The 20,468-nt window shown below is 43.1% G+C and carries 22 protein-coding genes and 1 other annotated feature; of the genes, 19 read left to right on the top strand and 3 right to left on the bottom strand.

Annotated features, from left to right (window positions below; translation table 11 throughout):
• Positions 1 to 82 precede the first annotated feature (82 nt).
• The 17 genes from polA (at position 83) to AC503W_RS14540 (ending at position 16,102) form a co-directional block, all read left to right on the top strand.
• On the top strand, positions 83 to 2,710 hold the full coding sequence (polA, locus tag AC503W_RS14620) for a DNA polymerase I (protein WP_427686750.1): 2,628 nt from the start codon (positions 83 to 85) through the stop codon (positions 2,708 to 2,710).
• Positions 2,711 to 2,729: 19 nt separating this feature from the next.
• Positions 2,730 to 3,560, top strand: a complete 831-nt coding sequence (gene mutM / locus AC503W_RS14615; RefSeq protein WP_427686748.1) for a DNA-formamidopyrimidine glycosylase — start codon at positions 2,730 to 2,732, stop codon at positions 3,558 to 3,560.
• 77 nt (positions 3,561 to 3,637) lie between these two features.
• Entirely contained in the window at positions 3,638 to 4,270 is a 633-nt protein-coding gene (ytaF, locus tag AC503W_RS14610; protein WP_402874414.1) for a sporulation membrane protein YtaF, read from the top strand.
• 23 nt (positions 4,271 to 4,293) lie between these two features.
• A complete protein-coding gene (gene coaE, locus AC503W_RS14605; RefSeq protein WP_402986579.1) occupies positions 4,294 to 4,893 on the top strand; it encodes a dephospho-CoA kinase in 600 nt (199 codons plus the stop codon).
• Between the two features lie 157 nt (positions 4,894 to 5,050).
• Positions 5,051 to 6,088: a glyceraldehyde-3-phosphate dehydrogenase gene (locus AC503W_RS14600; RefSeq protein ID WP_407408206.1), complete on the top strand. Its 1,038-nt coding sequence runs from the start codon at positions 5,051 to 5,053 to the stop codon at positions 6,086 to 6,088.
• A gap of 316 nt (positions 6,089 to 6,404) precedes the next feature.
• A complete protein-coding gene (gene speD, locus AC503W_RS14595; RefSeq protein ID WP_427686807.1) occupies positions 6,405 to 6,785 on the top strand; it encodes an adenosylmethionine decarboxylase in 381 nt (126 codons plus the stop codon).
• A 239-nt stretch (positions 6,786 to 7,024) separates the two neighbouring features.
• On the top strand, positions 7,025 to 7,486 hold the full coding sequence (nrdR, locus tag AC503W_RS14590; RefSeq protein ID WP_402874421.1) for a transcriptional regulator NrdR: 462 nt from the start codon (positions 7,025 to 7,027) through the stop codon (positions 7,484 to 7,486).
• Between the two features lie 58 nt (positions 7,487 to 7,544).
• Positions 7,545 to 8,963 (top strand): replication initiation and membrane attachment family protein, encoded by a 1,419-nt coding sequence (locus AC503W_RS14585; RefSeq protein WP_402874424.1) that lies wholly within the window; start codon positions 7,545 to 7,547, stop codon positions 8,961 to 8,963.
• Positions 8,950 to 9,888, top strand: a complete 939-nt coding sequence (dnaI, locus tag AC503W_RS14580) for a primosomal protein DnaI (RefSeq protein WP_402874427.1) — start codon at positions 8,950 to 8,952, stop codon at positions 9,886 to 9,888. The genes AC503W_RS14585 and dnaI overlap by 14 nt, the downstream gene beginning before the upstream one ends.
• A gap of 123 nt (positions 9,889 to 10,011) precedes the next feature.
• Positions 10,012 to 10,848, top strand: a complete 837-nt coding sequence (ytxC, locus tag AC503W_RS14575; protein ID WP_402874430.1) for a sporulation protein YtxC — start codon at positions 10,012 to 10,014, stop codon at positions 10,846 to 10,848.
• Between the two features lie 438 nt (positions 10,849 to 11,286).
• Complete coding sequence (gene thrS, locus AC503W_RS14570; RefSeq protein ID WP_402874433.1) at positions 11,287 to 13,218, top strand: threonine--tRNA ligase; 1,932 nt, start codon at positions 11,287 to 11,289, stop codon at positions 13,216 to 13,218.
• A gap of 81 nt (positions 13,219 to 13,299) precedes the next feature.
• Positions 13,300 to 13,476, top strand: a complete 177-nt coding sequence (locus AC503W_RS14565; RefSeq protein WP_402874436.1) for a hypothetical protein — start codon at positions 13,300 to 13,302, stop codon at positions 13,474 to 13,476.
• A 284-nt stretch (positions 13,477 to 13,760) separates the two neighbouring features.
• Positions 13,761 to 13,897, top strand: a sequence feature (ribosomal protein L20 leader region).
• 98 nt (positions 13,898 to 13,995) lie between these two features.
• A complete protein-coding gene (gene infC / locus AC503W_RS14560; protein ID WP_402874439.1) occupies positions 13,996 to 14,496 on the top strand; it encodes a translation initiation factor IF-3 in 501 nt (166 codons plus the stop codon).
• Positions 14,497 to 14,530: 34 nt separating this feature from the next.
• On the top strand, positions 14,531 to 14,731 hold the full coding sequence (gene rpmI / locus AC503W_RS14555; protein WP_034309070.1) for a 50S ribosomal protein L35: 201 nt from the start codon (positions 14,531 to 14,533) through the stop codon (positions 14,729 to 14,731).
• A gap of 35 nt (positions 14,732 to 14,766) precedes the next feature.
• Positions 14,767 to 15,126 carry a 50S ribosomal protein L20 gene (gene rplT / locus AC503W_RS14550; RefSeq protein ID WP_402874442.1) on the top strand — a complete coding sequence of 120 codons (360 nt, stop codon included), beginning with the start codon at positions 14,767 to 14,769 and terminating at the stop codon, positions 15,124 to 15,126.
• A 67-nt stretch (positions 15,127 to 15,193) separates the two neighbouring features.
• Positions 15,194 to 15,466: a DUF1294 domain-containing protein gene (locus tag AC503W_RS14545; protein WP_402986577.1), complete on the top strand. Its 273-nt coding sequence runs from the start codon at positions 15,194 to 15,196 to the stop codon at positions 15,464 to 15,466.
• 63 nt (positions 15,467 to 15,529) lie between these two features.
• Complete coding sequence (locus AC503W_RS14540; protein WP_402874448.1) at positions 15,530 to 16,102, top strand: TVP38/TMEM64 family protein; 573 nt, start codon at positions 15,530 to 15,532, stop codon at positions 16,100 to 16,102.
• Between the two features lie 37 nt (positions 16,103 to 16,139).
• On the opposite strand, the gene AC503W_RS14535 is transcribed toward AC503W_RS14540, so the two are convergent.
• Entirely contained in the window at positions 16,140 to 16,520 is a 381-nt protein-coding gene (locus AC503W_RS14535) for a sigma-w pathway protein ysdB (protein ID WP_402874451.1), read from the bottom strand.
• Positions 16,521 to 16,626: 106 nt separating this feature from the next.
• On the opposite strand from AC503W_RS14535, the gene AC503W_RS14530 reads away from it, so the two are divergent.
• Both AC503W_RS14530 and AC503W_RS14525 read left to right on the top strand, forming a co-directional pair.
• Positions 16,627 to 17,115 (top strand): dUTP diphosphatase, encoded by a 489-nt coding sequence (locus AC503W_RS14530; protein ID WP_427686745.1) that lies wholly within the window; start codon positions 16,627 to 16,629, stop codon positions 17,113 to 17,115.
• Positions 17,116 to 17,178: 63 nt separating this feature from the next.
• Positions 17,179 to 18,264, top strand: a complete 1,086-nt coding sequence (locus tag AC503W_RS14525; RefSeq protein ID WP_402874454.1) for a M42 family metallopeptidase — start codon at positions 17,179 to 17,181, stop codon at positions 18,262 to 18,264.
• Positions 18,265 to 18,318: 54 nt separating this feature from the next.
• Here AC503W_RS14525 and AC503W_RS14520 read toward each other — a convergent pair whose 3' ends face one another.
• Together AC503W_RS14520 and AC503W_RS14515 are read right to left on the bottom strand one after the other, a co-directional pair.
• Positions 18,319 to 19,020 (bottom strand): LutC/YkgG family protein, encoded by a 702-nt coding sequence (locus AC503W_RS14520; RefSeq protein WP_402874456.1) that lies wholly within the window; start codon positions 19,018 to 19,020, stop codon positions 18,319 to 18,321.
• On the bottom strand, positions 19,017 to 20,447 hold the full coding sequence (locus tag AC503W_RS14515; protein WP_402874459.1) for a LutB/LldF family L-lactate oxidation iron-sulfur protein: 1,431 nt from the start codon (positions 20,445 to 20,447) through the stop codon (positions 19,017 to 19,019). The genes AC503W_RS14520 and AC503W_RS14515 overlap by 4 nt, the downstream gene beginning before the upstream one ends.
• Between the last annotated feature and the right edge of the window lie 21 nt (positions 20,448 to 20,468).

Here is a 20,468-nt window from a genome sequence, read left to right as displayed (position 1 = left end):
GGAAAGAGACGATGAACGGTTTTTTTGTGTGATTAATAGAAGCCGACCTACATAAAACGGGTGTGACTGGAGGAAGACAATTTTGAATAAAAAGTTAGTACTTATAGATGGAAATAGCATAGCTTACCGCGCATTTTTTGCGCTTCCGCTTTTGAATAACGACAAAGGGGTCCATACGAATTCTGTATATGGCTTCACCATGATGCTCAATCGCATTCTGGAGGAAGAAAAGCCGACCCATATACTCGTGGCCTTTGATGCCGGCAAAACGACGTTTAGACATGCGTCCTTTAAGGAATACAAGGGTGGCCGTCAGAAAACGCCACCGGAACTATCTGAACAGTTCCCCTTCATAAGGGAGCTGCTTGATTGCTTTCAAATAAAACGGTACGAACTGGAAAATTATGAAGCGGACGATATTATCGGAACGCTTTCCCTTCAGGCCGAGAAAGATGGGTTCGAGGTGAAGGTCATTTCCGGGGATAAGGATTTAACACAATTAGCTTCGCCAAACACGACCGTCTCAATTACGAAGAAGGGCATCACTGAAATCGAGGAGTATACACCGAAGTATATCCATGAAAAGTATGGCCTTTCCCCCGTGCAAATCATTGATCTTAAAGGATTGATGGGCGATGCATCCGATAATATCCCAGGCATCCCCGGTGTGGGCGAGAAAACGGCACTTAAATTGCTACATCAATTCGAAACGGTCGAAAACCTGCTGCAATCGATTGATGAGGTTAGCGGCCAGAAGTTAAAAGAAAAGATCGAGGAGCATAAAGACCTTGCGCTACTAAGTAAGGAGCTTGCGACAATCAAACGAGAAGCTCCCATTGAAGTGGGTGTGGACGAAACGGAATATAACGGAATGGATCAGGAAAAGGTCATTGACTTTTATAAAGAGTTAGGTTTCTCGACTCTTCTGGAAAAACTTGACGTATCAGGAGGGGAACCGCTAGAACAGGAAGACATCCATGTTCAGACGGGTTCAGAATTGACAATGGATATGCTTGCCGATGAGAATGCCCTATACATTGAAATTCTTGAGGATAACTACCATCGTGCAGAAATCCTGGGTATCTCCATCAGTAATGAACATGGACATTTTTATTTCCCGGGTGAAACCGTACTGACATCTGAAGTATTCAAAACATGGGCGGAGGATGATACCAAAAAGAAAACGGTCTTTGATGCGAAGCGTACGGTTGTACTTCTGCGCCACCGTGGAATCGATATAAAAGGCATTGATTTTGATGTATTTCTAGCTTCCTATATTTTGGATCCCGGAGAGTCTGTAGATGAAGTGGCGGAAATCACGAAAACGCAAGGGCTTGTGCGGCTAGAGAGCGATGATGTCTTTTATGGAAAAGGGGCAAAGCGGAAGATACCTGGAGATGCAGAACTTAGTGAGCATATTGCCAGAAAAGCGAAGGGCATTTTTGCATTGAAAGAACCGATGATCGAAAAGTTGCGTGAGTTCGAACAATACGATTTGTTAACGGACCTTGAGCTGCCATTGTCCATCATCCTAGCAAATATGGAGTGGCAGGGCGTAAAGGTGGACATCGGAAGGCTGAAAAAGATGGGACAGGAATTGGCTGTCCGCTTAAGAAGCATTGAGGAACGAATTTTCGATTTGGCCGGGGAAGCCTTCAATATCAATTCCCCGAAACAGCTCGGGGTAATCTTATTTGAAAAATTGGAGCTCCCCGTGTACAAAAAGACGAAAACGGGCTACTCCACGTCAGCGGATGTACTGGAAAAACTGGAAAGCCAGCATGATATCGTAAAGGAAATCCTGTTGTACCGGCAATTGGGCAAGTTGCAATCGACTTATATCGAGGGCTTGCTCAAAGTGGTGAACCAGGAAACGGATAAGGTGCATACCCGATTCAATCAGGCGTTGACCCAAACGGGCCGCCTTAGTTCAACGGACCCTAACTTGCAAAATATCCCGATTCGTCTAGAGGAAGGTCGGAAAATCAGACAGGCGTTCATTCCTTCCGAAAAGGATTGGATTATCTTCGCAGCCGACTATTCGCAAATCGAGCTCCGCGTATTGGCGCATATCGCCAATGACAGTGGATTGGTTGAAGCGTTCAGGGCCGGGATGGATATTCATACAAGGACGGCAATGGATGTATTCCATGTGCCTTCCGAGGAAGTCACATCAAATATGCGTAGACACGCTAAAGCCGTAAACTTCGGAATCGTTTATGGAATAAGTGACTATGGACTTTCTCAAAGTCTTGGGATAACACGTAAGGAAGCTGGGGAGTTCATCGAGAGGTACTTCAAAAGCTTCCCAGGTGTGCAGGATTATATGGAAGAAAGTATTCATGAAGCACGTAAGAACGGATACAGTACAACATTACTGCAAAGAAGGCGCTACATTCCCGAAATCACGAGCCGTAATTTCAATATCAGAAGTTTTGCTGAAAGGACAGCGATGAATACCCCAATTCAGGGAAGTGCCGCAGATGTCATTAAACTAGCGATGATCAATATGAACGAACGCCTGAAAAAAGAAGGGCTTAAAACGAGGATGCTTCTGCAGGTTCATGATGAATTGATTTTCGAAACACCACCGGAGGAGCTCGAGATCCTGATGAAAATCGTACCGGAAGAAATGGAAAATGCGATTGAATTGAACGTTCCACTCAAAGTGGATTATGCATATGGACCAACATGGTTTGATGCTAAATAAATGAAGATAGGTGATTATAATGCCAGAACTTCCTGAAGTGGAAACCGTCAGAAGAACATTGGAACAGCTTGTTTTAGGAAAGGAAATCCTGGAGGTTTCCGTCTTCTGGCCCAAAATTATAAAGGCACCTGAGCCAGTTGAACAGTTTCAAGATGCATTAAGGGGTCAGACGATCCACAGCATTGGCCGTCGGGGCAAGTTCCTCATTTTCAACATGGACGACTATGCGATGGTCTCCCATTTAAGGATGGAAGGGAAATACGGGGTCCATTCGAAAGAGGAACCTTACGATAAGCATACCCATGTCATCTTCACCTTCACGGATGGCAGTGAGCTTAGGTATCGGGATGTCCGCAAATTCGGAACGATGCATCTATTTCGTAAAGGAGAAGAAATGGAGCAAATGCCTCTGTTGCATTTAGGTCCTGAACCACTATCGGGAGAGTTTACCGTCGAGGGACTTCGTGCAAAACTTGCGAAAACGAGCAGGAAGATCAAACCTGTTCTACTCGACCAAACCGTCGTGGTCGGGATCGGTAATATATATGTGGACGAATCCTTATTCCGTTCAGGCATTCATCCGGAACGAGTGGCTTCCACCCTCACACTGGAAGAAATTCAAAAACTGCATGCCGAAATCATCGCCACTTTGAGCGAAGCGGTGGAAAAAGGCGGGAGCACGATACGTTCATACGTCAACTCACAAGGTCAAATCGGCATGTTTCAGTTGGAACTGAATGTATACGGACGCAAAGGGGAAAACTGCAAAATTTGCGGTACCCCGTTAGAAAAGCTAGTCGTCGCAGGACGGGGCACACATATATGCCCGACTTGCCAGCCAAATAAGTAATCATTTGATAAAACACATCGGATGGGCTCTTTCCATATACTGGGGTAGCAACTAGATGGGAAGGAGCATTCATTCCGATGTGGCTACAAATTATTTTTCTTGCTTTTGCAGTAAGTATTGACGGTTTCGGTGTGGGCATGACGTTCGGTATGCGCAAGGTGAAAATACCCTTGAAATCCATTGCTGTCGTATCGGTCTGTTCGGCAATGAGCTTGGGTATTGCGATGGTCATCGGTGAATTCATCAGTCAGCTTATCTCTGTCGGGGCCGCAGAAAAAACAGGGGGCATTATCCTCGTACTTTTGGGGTCGTGGATGGTATACCAATATTTTAGGCCCGAGAAGGAAACGAATGATGAGCGATATCACGAAAAAATCATCTTCAATTTTGAAATTAAATCACTTGGAGTGGCTATCAATATCTTACAAAAACCAATGAATGCCGATTTTGATAGATCAGGGACGATTACCGGTATCGAGGCGCTTGTACTGGGCTTCGCGTTATCGCTAGATGCGTTCGGTGCCGGAGTGGGAGCTGCCATGATGGGGATTTCCCCAATCATTCTTGCACTTTGCATTGCCGTGATGAGCTTCATCTTTATCGGGAGCGGACTTCAATCCGGCAAATTGCTTTCCAATAATAAAATCGTGCAGCATCTGACCTTTCTTCCGGGGGTATTACTGATTTTAATCGGATTATTCAAGTTATAAAGAACGGGGAAAAGGGGGAGCTTATGGGACAAATCATCGGGATCACTGGTGGAATTGCCAGTGGGAAAAGTAGTGTCAGTCAGTATTTAAGAGAATTGGGTTTCGTGATAGTGGATGCGGATGTGGCTTCCCGTGCAGTCGTGGAACCTGGGGAAGAGGCCTACCTACAAGTGGTGAAGGCTTTCGGGGAAGATCTTTTATTGTCTGATGGAAGGATCGACCGGGCAAAGTTAGGCTCGATCATATTTCACGACCAAGAAAAAAGGTTGCTTTTAAATCGTATCGTACATCCTGCCGTGAGAAATTGGATGCGCCAAGAAACGGAAAAGGCCCTTGCTGCTGGAGCGGAAACGGTATTCATGGACATTCCACTCCTGTTCGAAAGCAAGCTGACGTTCATGGTGGAAAGGACACTTTTGGTATACGTGGATGAATCGGTTCAACTAGAGCGATTAATGAACCGGAATGCGTTGACGGAAACCGACGCTTTAGCGAGAATCCATTCGCAAATGCCCTTGAAAGATAAAAAGGAACTAGCGGATGCCATCGTCGATAATAATGGCGATATAGAAGAAACCAAAAAGCAGGTTGTTGAAATACTTAAGAAATGGGAGATCCTATAGAGTGGAAAAGGAAGGGACTTTAACGGTTTCTTCCTTTTTGTTTTGAAAAAGGAAGAAATCCGCTTTTTTATTAACACATTTCAAGAGTAATGTGTTATACTAATTACATATGAAGGGTATTAAGTATAACATTAATATATTCAGGAGGGTCCGATAAATGAATTCAAGAATAGCGATTAACGGATTTGGAAGAATTGGAAGAATGGTTTTCCGTAAGGCAATAGTAGATGAGAGTCTGGACATCGTTGCCATTAATGCAAGCTATCCCGCTGAAACGTTAGCCCATTTATTGAAGTATGATACAATTCATGGGAAGTTTGACGGCATAATCGTTGCCGAAGATGATTCTCTTGTAGTGAATGGACGACGTGTACAACTGATAAATAATCGCGATCCAAAGCTATTGCCTTGGAAAGAGATGGATATAGATATTGTAATCGAAGCTACGGGTAAATTCAATGAGCGTTCTAAAGCCGCCATGCACTTAGAAGCAGGGGCAAAAAGGGTCATCCTTTCCGCGCCGGGTAAAAATGAAGACGTTACCATTGTGATGGGCGTAAATCAGGAAGCGTTAGAAATTGACAAGCATTTCGTCATTTCGAATGCGTCGTGTACGACTAATTGCCTTGGACCGGTTGCCAAAGTACTTGATCAAAAGTTCGGCATAGACAATGGTTTGATGACAACCATCCATTCTTATACGAATGACCAAAATAACATCGATAACCCGCACAAGGATTTAAGGCGTGCCCGTGCGGCTGCAGAAAGCATCATCCCTACGACTACAGGGGCGGCTAAAGCTCTTTCATTGGTGTTGCCTCAATTGAAGGGCAAACTTCATGGTATGGCCATACGTGTACCGACTCCGAACGTCTCTTTAGTCGACCTTGTTGTGGATTTAAACCGTGATGTTACAATCGATGAAGTGAATCAGGCTTTCATAGATGCCTCAGAAAATGAGCTTAAAGGAATTATGGAATATACAACAGAACCGCTTGTTTCAAGTGATTTCAAGACCAATCCGCATTCTGCCATCATCGATGGTCTGTCGACGATGATGATTGGTGATAGAAAAGTGAAAATTCTGGCTTGGTACGATAACGAGTGGGGTTACTCCAATCGAGTAGTCGATCTTGTAAAATTGGTAGCTTCGGAGTTGACAAAGGCTTCTGAAGTTCAAATGTCAGTTAAATAAGAGTAAAGGCCCGTTATATGTTTAACGGGCTATTCTTATGGATACGTTTAGGACAGGTACGGAACCTTGGGTATTAATTCCTTGGTCCTGTCAGATTAACAATTAATGATTAAATTTCCAAAAATGCAAAATGCAGTTGCAAAAGAAATCCATACATTATATACTATGAATCGTGAACTTCCTAAAAAGGGAGTTTGCGTAATGGCTACTTAAAGGGTTAGGACCTCTTTGGACTAACTTTCCCCCGTGGTAGTTATTAAGGATTCAGAATTTTTAATTATGTAAGGGGGAACAGAATATGGAAACAGCTTACACGATGGAAACGATGGGAAGACATGTCATTTCTGAACTTTGGGGTTGTGACTTTGAAAAACTGAACAATATTGATTTAATTGAGAGAATCTTCGTCGATGCTGCACTGAAATCGGGTGCTGAGGTTCGCGAGGTGGCATTCCATAAATTTGCTCCACAAGGGGTGAGCGGGGTCGTCATTATCTCTGAATCACATCTTACCATTCATAGCTTTCCGGAACATGGATATGCCAGCATTGATGTTTATACATGCGGCAACTTAGATCCTAATATTGCAGCCGATTATATCGCGGAGGCTTTGAATGCACAAACGCGCGAGAATATTGAACTTCCACGTGGACTTGGTCCCGTGCAAATGAAAAAAACTAAAATGGGTGTTTTATAATAAACGGGTTAACAAGAGATGCTATATATGCATCTCTTTTTTGATGCCATGAAATGGCCATTCTTCACTCATGGAAAAGCTCCATTAACAGGCATTTACATAGTAAGTACACACATCCTTTACTTGAAGTTTCACTTTTTACTTGTACTGGTTGTCCCTTTTATATAAGATTAAGATAAAATAGTATTCCTTAGGGAAGTTTGATTAGGAGTATCACTTAAAATACGGAGCTGGTAATGATGAAATGTCCATCATGTCAATATAACGGAACGAGAGTGCTCGATTCCAGGCCTGTCGATGAAAGTAAATCGATTCGACGACGCCGGGAATGCGAGGCATGCGGGTTTCGATTCACTACTTTTGAAAAGGTCGAGGAGACGCCGTTGATCGTCGTGAAAAAGGGCGGGACTCGGGAAGAGTTTAGCCGTGATAAAATCCTGCGTGGACTAATCAGGGCTTGTGAAAAGCGTCCGGTTCCATTGAAGGAACTAGAACAAATCACGAGTTATGTAGAAAAGGAATTGCGCAATCAGGGTATTTCGGAAGTGAAAAGTGACAGTGTCGGTGAAATGGTGATGGACCAACTGGCTGAAGTTGATGAAGTGGCTTATGTGAGATTTGCCTCCGTATACCGACAATTTAAAGATATTAATGTATTTATCGATGAACTGAAAGATTTAATAAATAAAGAAAGAAAGTAGAGCTGAAGATTTACTTTGGCTCTTTTTTCACTATATCTTTTGAAAGGTTTGAATGAAGATGTCAATGCATTGGCAGGAACTGCTCCCCGCGGATTCGTACATGGTGTCCTCTGCGGGGCTGCTTCATGATTATGATCGGAAAATACTGACACGGCTGTACCAACCTCTTATTGGACCGATCTGTATTAGCCTATACATGACGTTATGGAGCGAATTGGAGGAGAACCGGCTTTGGTCGGAGGCTTCCTCCCATTATCAATTGATGAATACCATGGGCCTGAAATTAGGCGATATATATGAAGCACGTCTTTTACTTGAAGGAATCGGATTGCTGAATGTGTACAAGAAATCGAAAGGGGATACGAAGGAATTCATCTATGAATTGAATCCGCCCCTATCCCCGCAGCAGTTTTTCACGGATGGCATGCTGAATATCTATTTATATAAAAAAATAGGAAAAGTCCAATTCAACCGGCTGAAGAGATTCTTTTGTGTGGACACGATTGCAACGGACCAGTTTGAATATGTGACGAAATCCTTTGCAGAGGTTTTTTCATCAGATCATCTAGATTCCCTCTATGTTACGGATGAAGCCAAAAACGAATGGAACCCATTGCCTAAACAGCAATTTATCGATCAATCTGACGGTGTCGAGCCTTCGGGGTTCGATGGCTTGTTTGATTTTGATCTTTTGTTCGCTGGGATGAAGAGCTCGATTGTACCCAAGAAGGCCTTTACGCCTAAAATTAGAAATACCATCGCCAAACTAGCTTTTTTATATGGCATCAATCCGCTTGAAATGCAAAAACTAGTAATGGATGCCGTAACGCTGGACGATGAAATCGATGAAGAGCTGCTTCGGAAAGCGGCAAGGGACTGGTACCAAATTGAACGCCAGGCCGACATGCCTTCCTTGATCAATCGTGTACAGCCTATACGGGAACGGACGCAAAAGGATGAACCGAAAACACAGGAGCAAGAGCTTATTCGCCATTTGGAGACTACTTCCCCGCGTGATCGGCTCATGCAATTATCCGGAGGAGCGGAACCGACCAGTGGTGATTTAAAAGTGGTGGAAGGTGTAATGATCAATCAGAAGCTGAATCCTGGAGTCGTGAATGTTTTAATCGAATACGTTATGCTTAAGACAGACATGAAATTCACAAAGGGATATGTGGAAAAACTGGCAGGTCATTGGGCACGATTGAAGGTTTCCACAGTCATAGAAGCGATGGAACTGGCTAAAAATGAACACCGGAAATACCAAGAGTGGGCACAAGGAAGCAAGAACGTTGCCAAAGGCGGCCGGAAAAAATCGATCAGAGAAGAAGTGGTTCCGGACTGGCTTGAACAGGACGAGGAGAAACAGCCTGAACAGAAAGCGGAACAGCCTGAACTGAGTGAACAAAAACGTGAGCTTCAAGAGAAGTGGAAGCAGTGGAAAGCTGGAGGTGAAATAAACGATGGAAAAGATTAATAGATCGCTTAATAAACTGGCCAATACGGGTGATTTCCAGAAACGGTATGAACAGTTGAAGCAGGAAATCTTTGAAAATGAACAGGTGCGTCTTTTTCTGAATGCCAATAGCTCAACGGTCACAGAGGAAATGATCGATAAGAATTTAGGTAAGCTTTACGAATTCATTTCTCAGAGCAACAAGTGTGATAGATGTCCAAGCCTGGATGGGTGCATCAATATGATGCATGGGTATTATCCAAAGCTCGTTGTTCAAGGGAAGGCCCTTAATTTGAATTATGAAATCTGTCCGAGGAAATTGGCAGAGGATGAGAAGCGGAAACGGGAGAGGCTCATTCGCAGTCTATACGTTCCCAAGGATATATTGAAGGCAACGATTGAAGACTTTTCACAAACGGACGATGAAAATAAACGGTTAGGCGTCCTAGGAAAAGCGATATCGTTCATCATGGAATATGAGCCTGGCAAACGTCAAAAGGGATTGTATATATACGGAAAGTTTGGCGTTGGTAAGACGTATTTATTGGGTGCGATCGCCAATGAACTTGCGCAAAGGCAAATCTCTTCGATGATCGTCTATGTTCCTGATTATTTACGGGAACTGAAAGGTTCAATCGGTGATAATACCGTCAACGAGAAAATAGAGATGGTCAAAACGGCGCCTGTCCTGATGCTTGATGATATTGGGGCAGAATCGATGACAAGCTGGGGACGGGATGAAGTCATAGGGCCCATCCTACAATTTAGAATGCTTGAAAATTTACCGACGTTTTTCACTTCCAATTTTGATATGAAGGGTCTGGAGAATCACTTGACTTATTCCCAACGTGGTGAGAAAGAAGAAGTGAAAGCGGCAAGGGTATTGGAGAGGATTCAATATTTAGCGGAACCTGTAAAGCTTGATGGTATCAATCGCAGAAGGTAAAGGAAGGTGGTCTCTACAAAGAGGCTGCTTTTTTTTGCCCTTTCACACCATCTTACTTCTAAATAAGCCCCTATTCCCATATACATGAAAAAAGTAAAGCAAGGGGGAAGGGGGGATGTCGTAGTGCAAATTACGTTCCAAAATGATTCGGAAGCTTTAAAACTGCTGAATTTCGTTTCTGTCCATCCTTTGGGGACAGAAGTTCAACCATATATTGAATTTTCCCCACAACAAGGTCTCGTTATCGATATGTCCAAACTAAAAACCGATAAATGGCTGACACTGCTCAGTGAAACATTTCATTCCTTTTTACTTGAAGAAAAAACGCTTCCTGTTCTTAAACAAATCATCATCGGAAAATTTTTCTATCGAGAACAAGAAGAAATTGATGCCATCATCGAGATAGCTTCTTCCATCATTGAAGCGGAAAACACCGAATGTGGAGGCAGTTTATTCAGTAGGGAAAAGCAATTGATCGAAGAAGGCCTTCAGAGTATATTGGCGGGAAAGGTGTCTTTTTCATTCGATTCGTTCACTACCTTTCGGTTAAGGTCTTTTCAGCATGCGTTGGAAAAGTATGCAGTTCGGGCCATCGATGAATATAAGCTCGAGCAGGATTACCAAAATTTCATTGCGATGCTCAGGGATTGCCTGCATGAACAGGAATCGAAGGTACCAAGGCTTCACCTTGTCAATCATGACGGGTTTCAATTCTATGATCATGAGCTCGGCAGGATGGATCGCCGAAAACTGACAAGCATGATTGACAGGAAGTTGCTGGCCGATATTTCATTCTTTCTTGATACGGTCCTTTGGGCACCACTCTTATCCATCGCACCGGCTAGCTTATATATTTATACGGATAATAAGGAGGAAGGCCTGATTCAAACGATGACACGAATCTTCGAGGAAAGGGCGACCGTCCTGCCGCTTTCAGCCTTTAAGCAGGCCACTGAATGATTATCTTGGGGATTTTGGGTAAAACCTAATTTTAACCTTGATTTTCAATGCATAACGAATTATAATTTCCTACATACTATTAAAAACAAAAAGTTATGATGAGGACACGGGTATTCTAGTCGCCAATTTACAGAGAGGGAAGCCAGCAGGCTGTAAGCTTCCTATTAGCATAGAACACTTACCACCTTTAAACTTCGGTTCGGAAAGCAATTTTTTTGCGACTATGAGCTGACGGGAAGCTGCCGTTATCTAGTTACAAGTGTCACTTTGCCGTGAAAAGCAGAGTGGAACGAGGGTGGAACCGCGGGTTAATTTAATTACTAAGCTCGTCCCTGTTTTATACAGGGGCGGGCTTTTTTGTGTTTTAATCCGCGCAATTGCTTGGTATCCCCCTGAAACTTGAAACGGATGGTAACTAAAAGAAGGAGTGAAGCTACAATGTCAGAACAACTGAAAATATCTTTTCCTGATGGAGCGGTGAAGGAGTTTGCTAAAGGCACAACAACTGAAGACATCGCAGCATCCATCAGCCCAGGACTAAGAAAAAAATCCATTGCAGGTAAATTCAATGGTGAACTATATGATTTGAAACGTCCAATCGAAGAAGACGGTACCATTGAAATCGTTACACAAGATGCTGCGGAAGCACTTGAAGTTCTTCGCCACAGTACCGCCCATTTAATGGCACAAGCCATCAAACGTCTTTATAAAAACGCTAAATTCGGTGTCGGTCCAGTCATCGAAGGCGGTTTTTATTACGATATCGATCTTGAGGAATCATTGACTCCTGATGACCTTTCAGCGATTGAAAAAGAAATGAAGAAAATCGTCAATGAAAACCTGGAAATCTCACGTATTGAAGTAACCCGTGATGAAGCCATTTCCCGTTTTAAAGAGATTGGCGACGAATATAAATTGGAATTGATCGATGCGATTCCAGCTGAACAGCAAGTAACGATTTATGAACAAGGTGAGTTTTTTGACCTTTGCCGGGGAATTCATGTACCTTCCACTGGAAAGATCAAAGAATTCAAGCTGTTAAGCATTGCAGGGGCCTATTGGAGAGGCGACAGCAAGAACAAAATGTTGCAACGTATTTATGGTACGGCTTTCTTCAAAAAAGAAGACTTGGCTGACCACCTACGTTTCTTAGAGGAAGCAAAAGAGCGTGATCACCGTAAAATCGGTAAAGAATTGGATCTGTTCATGACTTCACAAAAAGTCGGCCAAGGGCTGCCTATGTGGCTGCCAAAAGGTGCAACAATCCGCCGTACGATTGAGCGTTATATTGTGGACAAGGAAGAACGCCTGGGATATGACCACGTATACACACCTGTCATGGGTAGTGTCGACCTTTACAAAACATCTGGACACTGGGACCACTATCAAGACGGAATGTTCCCAGCGATGGACATGGATAATGAACAGCTTGTTCTTCGTCCGATGAACTGCCCACATCATATGATGGTGTATAAAAACAGCATCCATAGCTACCGGGAACTTCCGATCAGGATTGCTGAACTTGGCATGATGCACCGCTATGAAATGTCAGGCGCATTGTCAGGATTGCAGCGCGTACGTGGAATGACATTGAATGATGCTCATATTTTCGTCCGTCCGGATCAAATCAAAGACGAATTAAAACGTGTCGTGAACCTGATTTTAGAAGTCTATAAGGATTTCGATATCAAGGATTATTCATTCCGTTTATCTTACCGCGATCCAAACAATACTGAGAAATACTTCGACGATGATGCAATGTGGGAAAAAGCGCAAAGCATGTTAAAAGGCGCGATGGACGAGCTTGGCCTTGATTACTTCGAAGCGGAAGACGAAGCGGCATTTTACGGTCCGAAACTGGACGTCCAAGTGCGGACGGCTTTAGGAAAAGACGAAACATTATCGACTGTTCAGCTTGATTTCTTGCTTCCTGAACGTTTTGACTTAAACTATGTCGGTGAAGATGGTAAACATCACCGTCCGGTCGTTATCCACCGTGGCGTAGTTTCTACCATGGAACGCTTTGTCGCTTACTTGATCGAAGAATACAAAGGGGCTTTCCCAACTTGGTTATCCCCAATCCAAGCACAAGTGATTCCAGTCTCACCTGAAGTGCATCTTGAATATGCAAAAGAAATCCAAGATAAACTGAAGGCAGCAGGCATCCGTGTTAATTTGGACACTCGTGATGAGAAAATCGGGTACAAAATCCGTGAAGCACAAATGCAAAAAATCCCTTACATGCTTGTCGTTGGTGATAATGAAGTAAACGAAGGCAGTGTGAACGTCCGTAAATACGGCGAACAAAAATCCGAAACGGTATCTTTCGAAGACTTCGTTTCAGCCATTAAAGCAGAAGTGAGTCGTTAACAAAAAAAGGGAGGCACATATTGTTGTGTCTCCCTTTTAATTAAGGCATGATAAAGACAACGAAGAATAAGGAGTGACATCATGAAAAAGAAATTTTCCTATTTATTTGCACCGGCTTTTTTGTTAGTCATCGTTTTATTGATGTTGGATGATTACCGACAATATGCCATTTTCCCAGTCCTGCTGTTTTGGATCGCTCTATTTTCGTGGGATTCGATTGAGAAAAAGAAAAAGGCAAAAGAAAATCCTAACAGGTGATGATCATGCAGGAAATGGAGTGACAGGCTATGGTAGGCCTGAACATCGGTGAATCAAAAGATGGGTTTATGAATTCGAGAATGTAGTGAAGCACTCCCATTTCGACGTGGTCGTATGATGGTGAATGTTATTTATTCAAAATACTTTAGGAAAATGTATTGTCAAATCTCCTAATGTTTGATAAGATTAATTCTGTTGTGAAAAACGAACGAATTAAAACGAATTAAGTATTTGACAAGTCATCAGTGTTTATGATATATTTCTAAAGTGAATTGAATACGGTTTGAGGAAAGAAGAGGCACCCGCTTCTCACCTGGTTGACGCAAGCAATGCAGTTAACAGGTCATGATTTGATTATTTGGATCTTTCTAAATTAGTCTATCAGTGTGGGTGCTGCATGCATCCACACTTTTTTTATTTTATTATATCCTGTAAGCGAGTTGTGAGCGTGACCTAATTGATTCAAACGTTCGTATTCGCCAATATCTTTGGAGGTGGCTAACTATTAGTAAAGACGCGATGGTAAACGAGGGCATCCGAGCCCGTGAAGTTCGTCTTATTGACCAAAACGGAGAACAACTTGGAATTAAAACGAAATTCGAGGCAATGGAAATAGCCGCTCGTGTAAATCTTGATCTAGTTTTAGTTGCTGCAAATGCAAAGCCTCCGGTAGCCCGGATTATGGACTACGGAAAACACCGCTTCGAGCAGCAAAAGAAAGACAAGGAAGCTCGTAAGAATCAAAAGGTCATCAGTCTGAAAGAGGTTCGCTTGAGCCCGACGATTGAAGAACATGATTTCAATACGAAACTTCGCAACGGAATCAAATTCCTTGAAAAAGGCGATAAAGTAAAAGCTTCTATCCGATTCAAAGGTCGTGCTATCACGCATAAGGAAATCGGTCAACGCGTATTGGTTCGTTTTGCAGATGCATGTAAAGAAGTGGCTACAATCGAGCAACATCCAAAAATGGATGGACGCAGCATGTTCATTATTTTAGCACCAAAAGCCGAAAAGTAATTATTAAGTATTTTGTAATGAGGAGGAATACCTTATGCCTAAAATGAAAACTCACCGCGGTTCAGCTAAACGTTTCAAAAAAACTGGATCCGGTAAACTTAAGCGTTCTAACGCTTACACAAGCCATTTATTTGCTAACAAATCTACTAAGCAAAAGCGTAAGCTTCGCAAAGCTAGCCTTGTAAGCAAAGGTGACTTCAAACGTATTCGTCATATGTTAGATAACATTAAATAAGTTCGATTTATCGAGTTAAATAGGAGGGAAATAACATGCCACGTGTAAAAGGCGGTACTGTTACTCGCAAACGTCGTAAAAAGGTTATAAAATTAGCTAAAGGTTACTATGGCTCGAAACATATTCTTTTCAAAGTAGCTAACCAACAAGTAATGAAGTCAGGAAACTATGCTTTCCGTGACCGTCGTCAGAAAAAACGTGATTTCCGCAAACTTTGGATCACTCGTATCAACGCAGCTGCTCGCATCAACGGACTATCTTATAGCCGTTTAATGCATGGCTTAAAGCTTGCTGGTATCGAAGTGAACCGTAAGATGCTTGCTGATCTTGCTGTAGCTGACGAACAAGCTTTTGCTCAATTAGCAACTGCTGCTAAACAACAATTAGACAAATAAGTCTGACTGATATAAGCCGCTCTCTTTTTTAAGAGGGCGGCTTTTTATATGCAAGGAGGGAAAGAAGATGGAAGCGATATGGTTCGTTCTTGCCTATTTCATCATGGTCAACATCATCGGGTTTGTGCTGATGGGCATCGATAAAAAGAAGGCATGGAAGAGGGAATACCGGATCAGTGAAAAGACACTCTGGACCTGGGCCATCATTGGCGGGGGAACGGGAGCATTCATGGGGATGCGTCATTTCCGCCATAAAACGAAGCACTTCACTTTTAAATGGGGGCTACCTGCTTTAATGGTTATCCAGATTGTGCTATTACTCACCAACATCATTCGTTAGTCATATGTTACTGAAATTGCGTATATGCTTGTAGAAGCAGCAAGAATTAGCTGGAGGGAGAACATGGATGAAAAACTGACACTTTTAATGGGTTACGTTCAATCCGGCAGTGTGTTTGCACCATTAATTTTCATCACTTTCCATTTGTTACGACAGTTTTTATTCATACCTGTGATAGTCGTTTGCATTTCAGGGGGCATTTTATTCGGGGCAGCTTTTGGAACCATCTACTCCATCATCGGTCTGACCCTTGCTAATATGATTTTTTATTTCGTCATTGAAAAGTTTCCTAAAATGCAGGAAAAACTGTTTCGTCTTAAAAATAAGCTATTCGGAAATCGGAAACTTAACAGCCGTCAAATTGCGGTATTGCGGCTCATTCCGTTCATCCATTACTATTTATTATCCCTCTGTCTTTTGGAATCCAATAAAGGATTAAAGAACTACTTTTATTTATCCTTCATGACAAATATCCCCGTTGCCTTCGTCTATACGGTTTTCGGTCATTATATTGCGGATTTCAGCCCGACACTCATCATCATCATTTTATTATCGCTTACCTTATTGCTGTACTTATTGAGGGAAAAGCAGACGGTCGTGCCATGGAAAGAATTTTTTCAATCGCATGAAAAATAAAAGCCTTGAGTGGAAGTCACTCAAGGCCATTGCCATTTTAGTCGGTCAAAAACTCCTTAACCGGACTTTTCCAGTCAATCATGGCATCTGGATATTGTTTTTTTATGGCTCTTTCAATCTTTAAGAAATCATCACGCTTTAAGCCTTTCAAAGCGGAAGTTTTCTTCGGCCAGATGAAAATGGAGATCACCTCAAAGGAACGTTCGGTCGTACCTAAATATTTTTCCCCTTCAAACATCACCCCGTTGTAGGTCAATAAAAAATTCTTGCGGATATTCGATGTATCATCGAGCAAAAAGAACTTTTTCTGTTCGTGTGCAAGTTCCAATTTTCGTTTCGGATTAAATAAATATTTGATTGTCGTGTATATGAAAAAGATGATAAGAGCCAAAAGCAAGATCCGTAGTATTAATACCATCATGTTTCCTCCTAAACAGAGTGATTCCTTTCTTTTACGTATAGGTTTTTAATAAGTTTCATTTATTTGATATAATTTAAGCATGACTGATGAAAGTAGTGATGAAATGAATATCGAAAAATTGATGGACATGCAGGCTGCCTTGGATAAACATATTGAGAAGAAACATGCATTACATAATGAGGATCTTGTTGAGAGAAAGATTCTGGCTCTATTAGTAGAGCTTGGCGAGCTGGCGAACGAAACAAGATGTTTTAAGTTTTGGAGTCTTAAAGGCGCTTCGGATAAGGAGACGGTTTTAGCTGAATATGTGGATGGCATACATTTTATTCTGTCACTTGGCATTGAAAAAGGGTTTATGCCCAAAGTGGAATCAGCTTCCCATCTGAAAGGGGAGGATGTAACTGCGCAATTTATAAAGATTTATGGATCCATCAATGAGTTTCGTATACAGCAGGAGGAGCCTGCCTTTCAAGCGGTATTTACCGAGTACTTACGCTTAGGGGAGATGCTTGGCTTTTCTGCGGTGGATGTAGAGGCCGCGTATGTCAGTAAGAATGAAGTGAATTATGAACGGCAGAAGAATGGCTATTAATTGTGGGTTATACCCATATTTTGTATAATGAAAGTTGAAGTGTATGAATGAGGAGGAACGGGAATGGTTCAATTAGATGGAACGCTTAAGATGTTGAAAGACTTAACGGATGCAAAAGGGATTGCCGGGAATGAAAGTGAAGTAAGAAAGGTCATGACTGAATACATAACTCCATATGCGGATGAAATTTCCACGGATGGATTGGGTAGTTTGATTGCTAAGAAAACAGGTGAGGAAAATGGGCCGAAGATTGTCGTGACGGGTCATTTGGATGAGGTCGGTTTCATGATTACACGAATCGACGATAAAGGATTTTTACGTTTCCAGCCGGTAGGGGGATGGTGGTCACAGGTCATGCTTGCACAGCGTGTGACGATCGTGACGAGCAAAGGCGATGTGACAGGCATCATCGGGTCAAAACCGCCGCATATCTTAACGGCAGAAGCGAGGAAGAAGCCGGTTGAGATAAAGGATATGTTCATTGATATCGGAGCGACCAGTAAGGAAGAAGCACAGGGGTGGGGAATCAAGCCAGGAGACATGGTGGTGCCTTATTTCGAATTCACGGTCATGAATAATGATAAGATGCTTCTTGCCAAAGCTTGGGACAACCGAATTGGTTGCGCCATCGCGATCGATGTTCTGAAACAATTGAAAGATAGTGAACATCCGAATGTAGTGTATGGAATTGGAGCAGTCCAAGAAGAAGTGGGTCTGCGTGGATCTAAAACATCGACATTCAAGATCCAGCCGGATATCGGTTTTGCCGTTGATGTAGGGATTGCAGGGGATACACCTGGTGTAAGTGATAAAGAAGCGATGAGTAAAATGGGGAATGGCCCGCAAATCGTCATTTATGATGCATCGATGGTGGCCCATAAAGGATTACGGGATTTCGTTACGAATACGGCTGATGAAATGAACATTCCTTATCAATATGAATCGATTCCAGGCGGTGGAACGGATGCCGGTTCCATTCACCTAACCGCAAATGGTGTACCCGCATTAGCCATTACGATTGCGACGCGCTATATTCATTCCCATGCTGCGATGTTACACCGTGACGATTATGAGAATGCCGTCAAACTCATAGTTGAAGTGATCAAACGCCTCGACCGGGAAACGGTGGACCGGATTATCTATGAATAATCAATGAGATGAAAATGGAGAGCTTCCTACTAAAAGGAGCTCTCCATTTTTTCTTTATTTATCCTCAACGATGATATAGACTGCTTTGATTGGGCCATGAACGCCTACGACCAAATCCATTTCGATGTCAGCGGAATTGCTTGGCCCTGTAATGAAGTTAATACAGGATGGAACAAGCTCACCTTGCTGAACTTTGGAGCGGAGTGCCATAGCGGCCTGGGTCATCCTTGGAACGATGCTGCTCTTTGGAATGATGGAAACATGGCAAGCGGGCAAGAAGCTAATCGAACGGCCATGGTCCTTATCACTATACAGAACGACTGTAGCAGATTCGGCCAGCGTGATTTCACTGAACGTTATGCCGATGTTGGCACGTTCCGCCATTTCAATATTTTTTCTGCCGATTTGATGATCCCAAACATGGACGCCTGTATCATTCAATACATCCATTAATTGATAGTCTGTGAATCTTTGATCTTTCGGGATGATGACAGGCCCATGTCCAAGTTCTTCCATGACTTGTTGCAAAACATGTGCAGTCTGACTAGAATCCGTAAGATGGACCTGAGTATGAATCCGGGTGCACTGTTCTCGTAATTCCTCGACAAGCTCTTCTTGTGTTGCATGTTTCAAGACTTCCATCTGTGGGGCATGTTTCCATACGGGTCGGGATATGCCTTCCGTAATGGGGGACCTCCCCAAGTTCTTGGCTATCTTCGCTAAAAATGTATCCTCGTTTTGAATGGTTCCGGTCATGATGATTGCCCTCCTTTGTCACGGTTCTTGAACCAATCTCGGAAGCTTTCCTTATTAGGGGCAGGAAATTCACGGCTTTCCGTCCAAGACTTAAGTGGTCCTGGTCCTTTTGAAATAATATCCCCAGTCTTGAAAGGAGACATGGCGGAAGGAGCCATTTTGGATCCGAATTTATAAAGCATCGGGGAGGCAGCGCCAATTCCGAATGCCTTCATCGCCATTTTTTCAGAAAAAGGAGCCATTTTTTCTTTTTCGACAATGACTTCACGATGCTTCCTCAATAGATCATGAAGCGGGATCTTTACTGGACAGGCATCTGTACAGGCTGCACAAAGCGTCGATGCATAAGGCAATTCCTTATAATCTTCATATCCACCAAGAAGAGGGGAAAGTACCGCCCCGATTGGGCCTGGATAAATCGAACCGTAAGAATGACCGCCAACCTGCCGATAGACCGGACAAACATTAATACATGCGGCACAGCGAATGCATTGGAGTACCGATTGGAATTCAGTCCCTAAAATCTTGGAACGTCCATTATCCACGATGACAAGGTGAAATTCCTCGGGGCCATCAATATCGCCTTCATCTCTTGGTCCGGTAAGGGCGGTAATGTAACTGGTCAATCTTTGGCCGACCGCACTCCTCGTCAATAAACTGACAAGGATTTCAAATTCATCGAACGTCGGCACGAGACGTTCCATCCCCATCACCGTAATCTGGGTTTTTGGAAGGGCCGTCACTAAATCTGCGTTGCCTTCGTTCGTTACCAAACCGATGGAGCCCGTTTCAGCAACCGCAAAATTACAGCCGGTAATTCCAATATCGGCACTCAGGAACTCTTTCCGCAGGATTCCCCGGACATGGTCCGTCAGCTCTTCAGGCTTTTCAGTTTTCGTATAGGCGAGCTTTTCTTTGAAAACGTCTCTAATTTGTTCTTTGTTCTTATGAAGCGCTGGTGCCACGATATGTGACGGAGGGTCATTGTTATCAAGCTGCAGGATATATTCTCCTAGGTCCGTTTCGATGACATCGACTCCCGCTGATTCTAGTGTTGCGTTCAGGTTAATTTCTTCCGTGACCATGGATTTCGACTTCACGACTTTTTTTGCATTCTTTTTTTCGATGACGTCCTTAACATACCCACTAGCTTCTTCCGCCGTTTCCGCAAAAAAGACATGACCACCCCTTTTGGATACATTTTCGGCAAGCTGATGTAAATAAAAATCAAGGTTGCTTAGTACATGTTGGCGGATTTCTTCCCCAAGGGAGCGCCATTCCTCCCAGTTTCCCAATTCGTCAACGGCCGTTAGGCGGCGTCCATGTAAACGTTCTTGGGCACTCGAAACGGCCAATCGCATAAAGTCATTCTGTATTCCTTCGTCCACCCGGTCTTTAAACTTGGCAGAACTCGTTTTCATAGACATCGTTTTGCCTCCTCGGTTTCT

This window comes from Peribacillus suis (genome assembly GCF_059384845.1).
The sequence above is the reverse complement of the archived record's forward strand: the minus strand, read 5'-3'. Positions and strand labels throughout refer to the sequence as shown.

Excerpts from the sequence above, each read along its gene's own strand:
- mutM (WP_427686748.1), top strand. The coding sequence starts at position 2,730 with ATGCCAGAACTTCCTGAAGTGGAAACCGTCAGAAGAACATTGGAACAG.
- ytaF (WP_402874414.1), top strand. The coding sequence starts at position 3,638 with ATGTGGCTACAAATTATTTTTCTTGCTTTTGCAGTAAGTATTGACGGT.
- coaE (WP_402986579.1), top strand. The coding sequence starts at position 4,294 with ATGGGACAAATCATCGGGATCACTGGTGGAATTGCCAGTGGGAAAAGT.
- AC503W_RS14600 (WP_407408206.1), top strand. The coding sequence starts at position 5,051 with ATGAATTCAAGAATAGCGATTAACGGATTTGGAAGAATTGGAAGAATG.
- speD (WP_427686807.1), top strand. The coding sequence starts at position 6,405 with ATGGAAACGATGGGAAGACATGTCATTTCTGAACTTTGGGGTTGTGAC.
- nrdR (WP_402874421.1), top strand. The coding sequence starts at position 7,025 with ATGAAATGTCCATCATGTCAATATAACGGAACGAGAGTGCTCGATTCC.
- AC503W_RS14585 (WP_402874424.1), top strand. The coding sequence starts at position 7,545 with ATGTCAATGCATTGGCAGGAACTGCTCCCCGCGGATTCGTACATGGTG.
- dnaI (WP_402874427.1), top strand. The coding sequence starts at position 8,950 with ATGGAAAAGATTAATAGATCGCTTAATAAACTGGCCAATACGGGTGAT.
- thrS (WP_402874433.1), top strand. The coding sequence starts at position 11,287 with ATGTCAGAACAACTGAAAATATCTTTTCCTGATGGAGCGGTGAAGGAG.
- AC503W_RS14565 (WP_402874436.1), top strand. The coding sequence starts at position 13,300 with ATGAAAAAGAAATTTTCCTATTTATTTGCACCGGCTTTTTTGTTAGTC.
- infC (WP_402874439.1), top strand. The coding sequence starts at position 13,996 with ATGGTAAACGAGGGCATCCGAGCCCGTGAAGTTCGTCTTATTGACCAA.
- rpmI (WP_034309070.1), top strand. The coding sequence starts at position 14,531 with ATGCCTAAAATGAAAACTCACCGCGGTTCAGCTAAACGTTTCAAAAAA.
- rplT (WP_402874442.1), top strand. The coding sequence starts at position 14,767 with ATGCCACGTGTAAAAGGCGGTACTGTTACTCGCAAACGTCGTAAAAAG.
- AC503W_RS14545 (WP_402986577.1), top strand. The coding sequence starts at position 15,194 with ATGGAAGCGATATGGTTCGTTCTTGCCTATTTCATCATGGTCAACATC.
- AC503W_RS14540 (WP_402874448.1), top strand. The coding sequence starts at position 15,530 with ATGGATGAAAAACTGACACTTTTAATGGGTTACGTTCAATCCGGCAGT.
- AC503W_RS14535 (WP_402874451.1), bottom strand. The coding sequence starts at position 16,520 with ATGGTATTAATACTACGGATCTTGCTTTTGGCTCTTATCATCTTTTTC.
- AC503W_RS14530 (WP_427686745.1), top strand. The coding sequence starts at position 16,627 with ATGAATATCGAAAAATTGATGGACATGCAGGCTGCCTTGGATAAACAT.
- AC503W_RS14525 (WP_402874454.1), top strand. The coding sequence starts at position 17,179 with ATGGTTCAATTAGATGGAACGCTTAAGATGTTGAAAGACTTAACGGAT.
- AC503W_RS14520 (WP_402874456.1), bottom strand. The coding sequence starts at position 19,020 with ATGACCGGAACCATTCAAAACGAGGATACATTTTTAGCGAAGATAGCC.
- AC503W_RS14515 (WP_402874459.1), bottom strand. The coding sequence starts at position 20,447 with ATGTCTATGAAAACGAGTTCTGCCAAGTTTAAAGACCGGGTGGACGAA.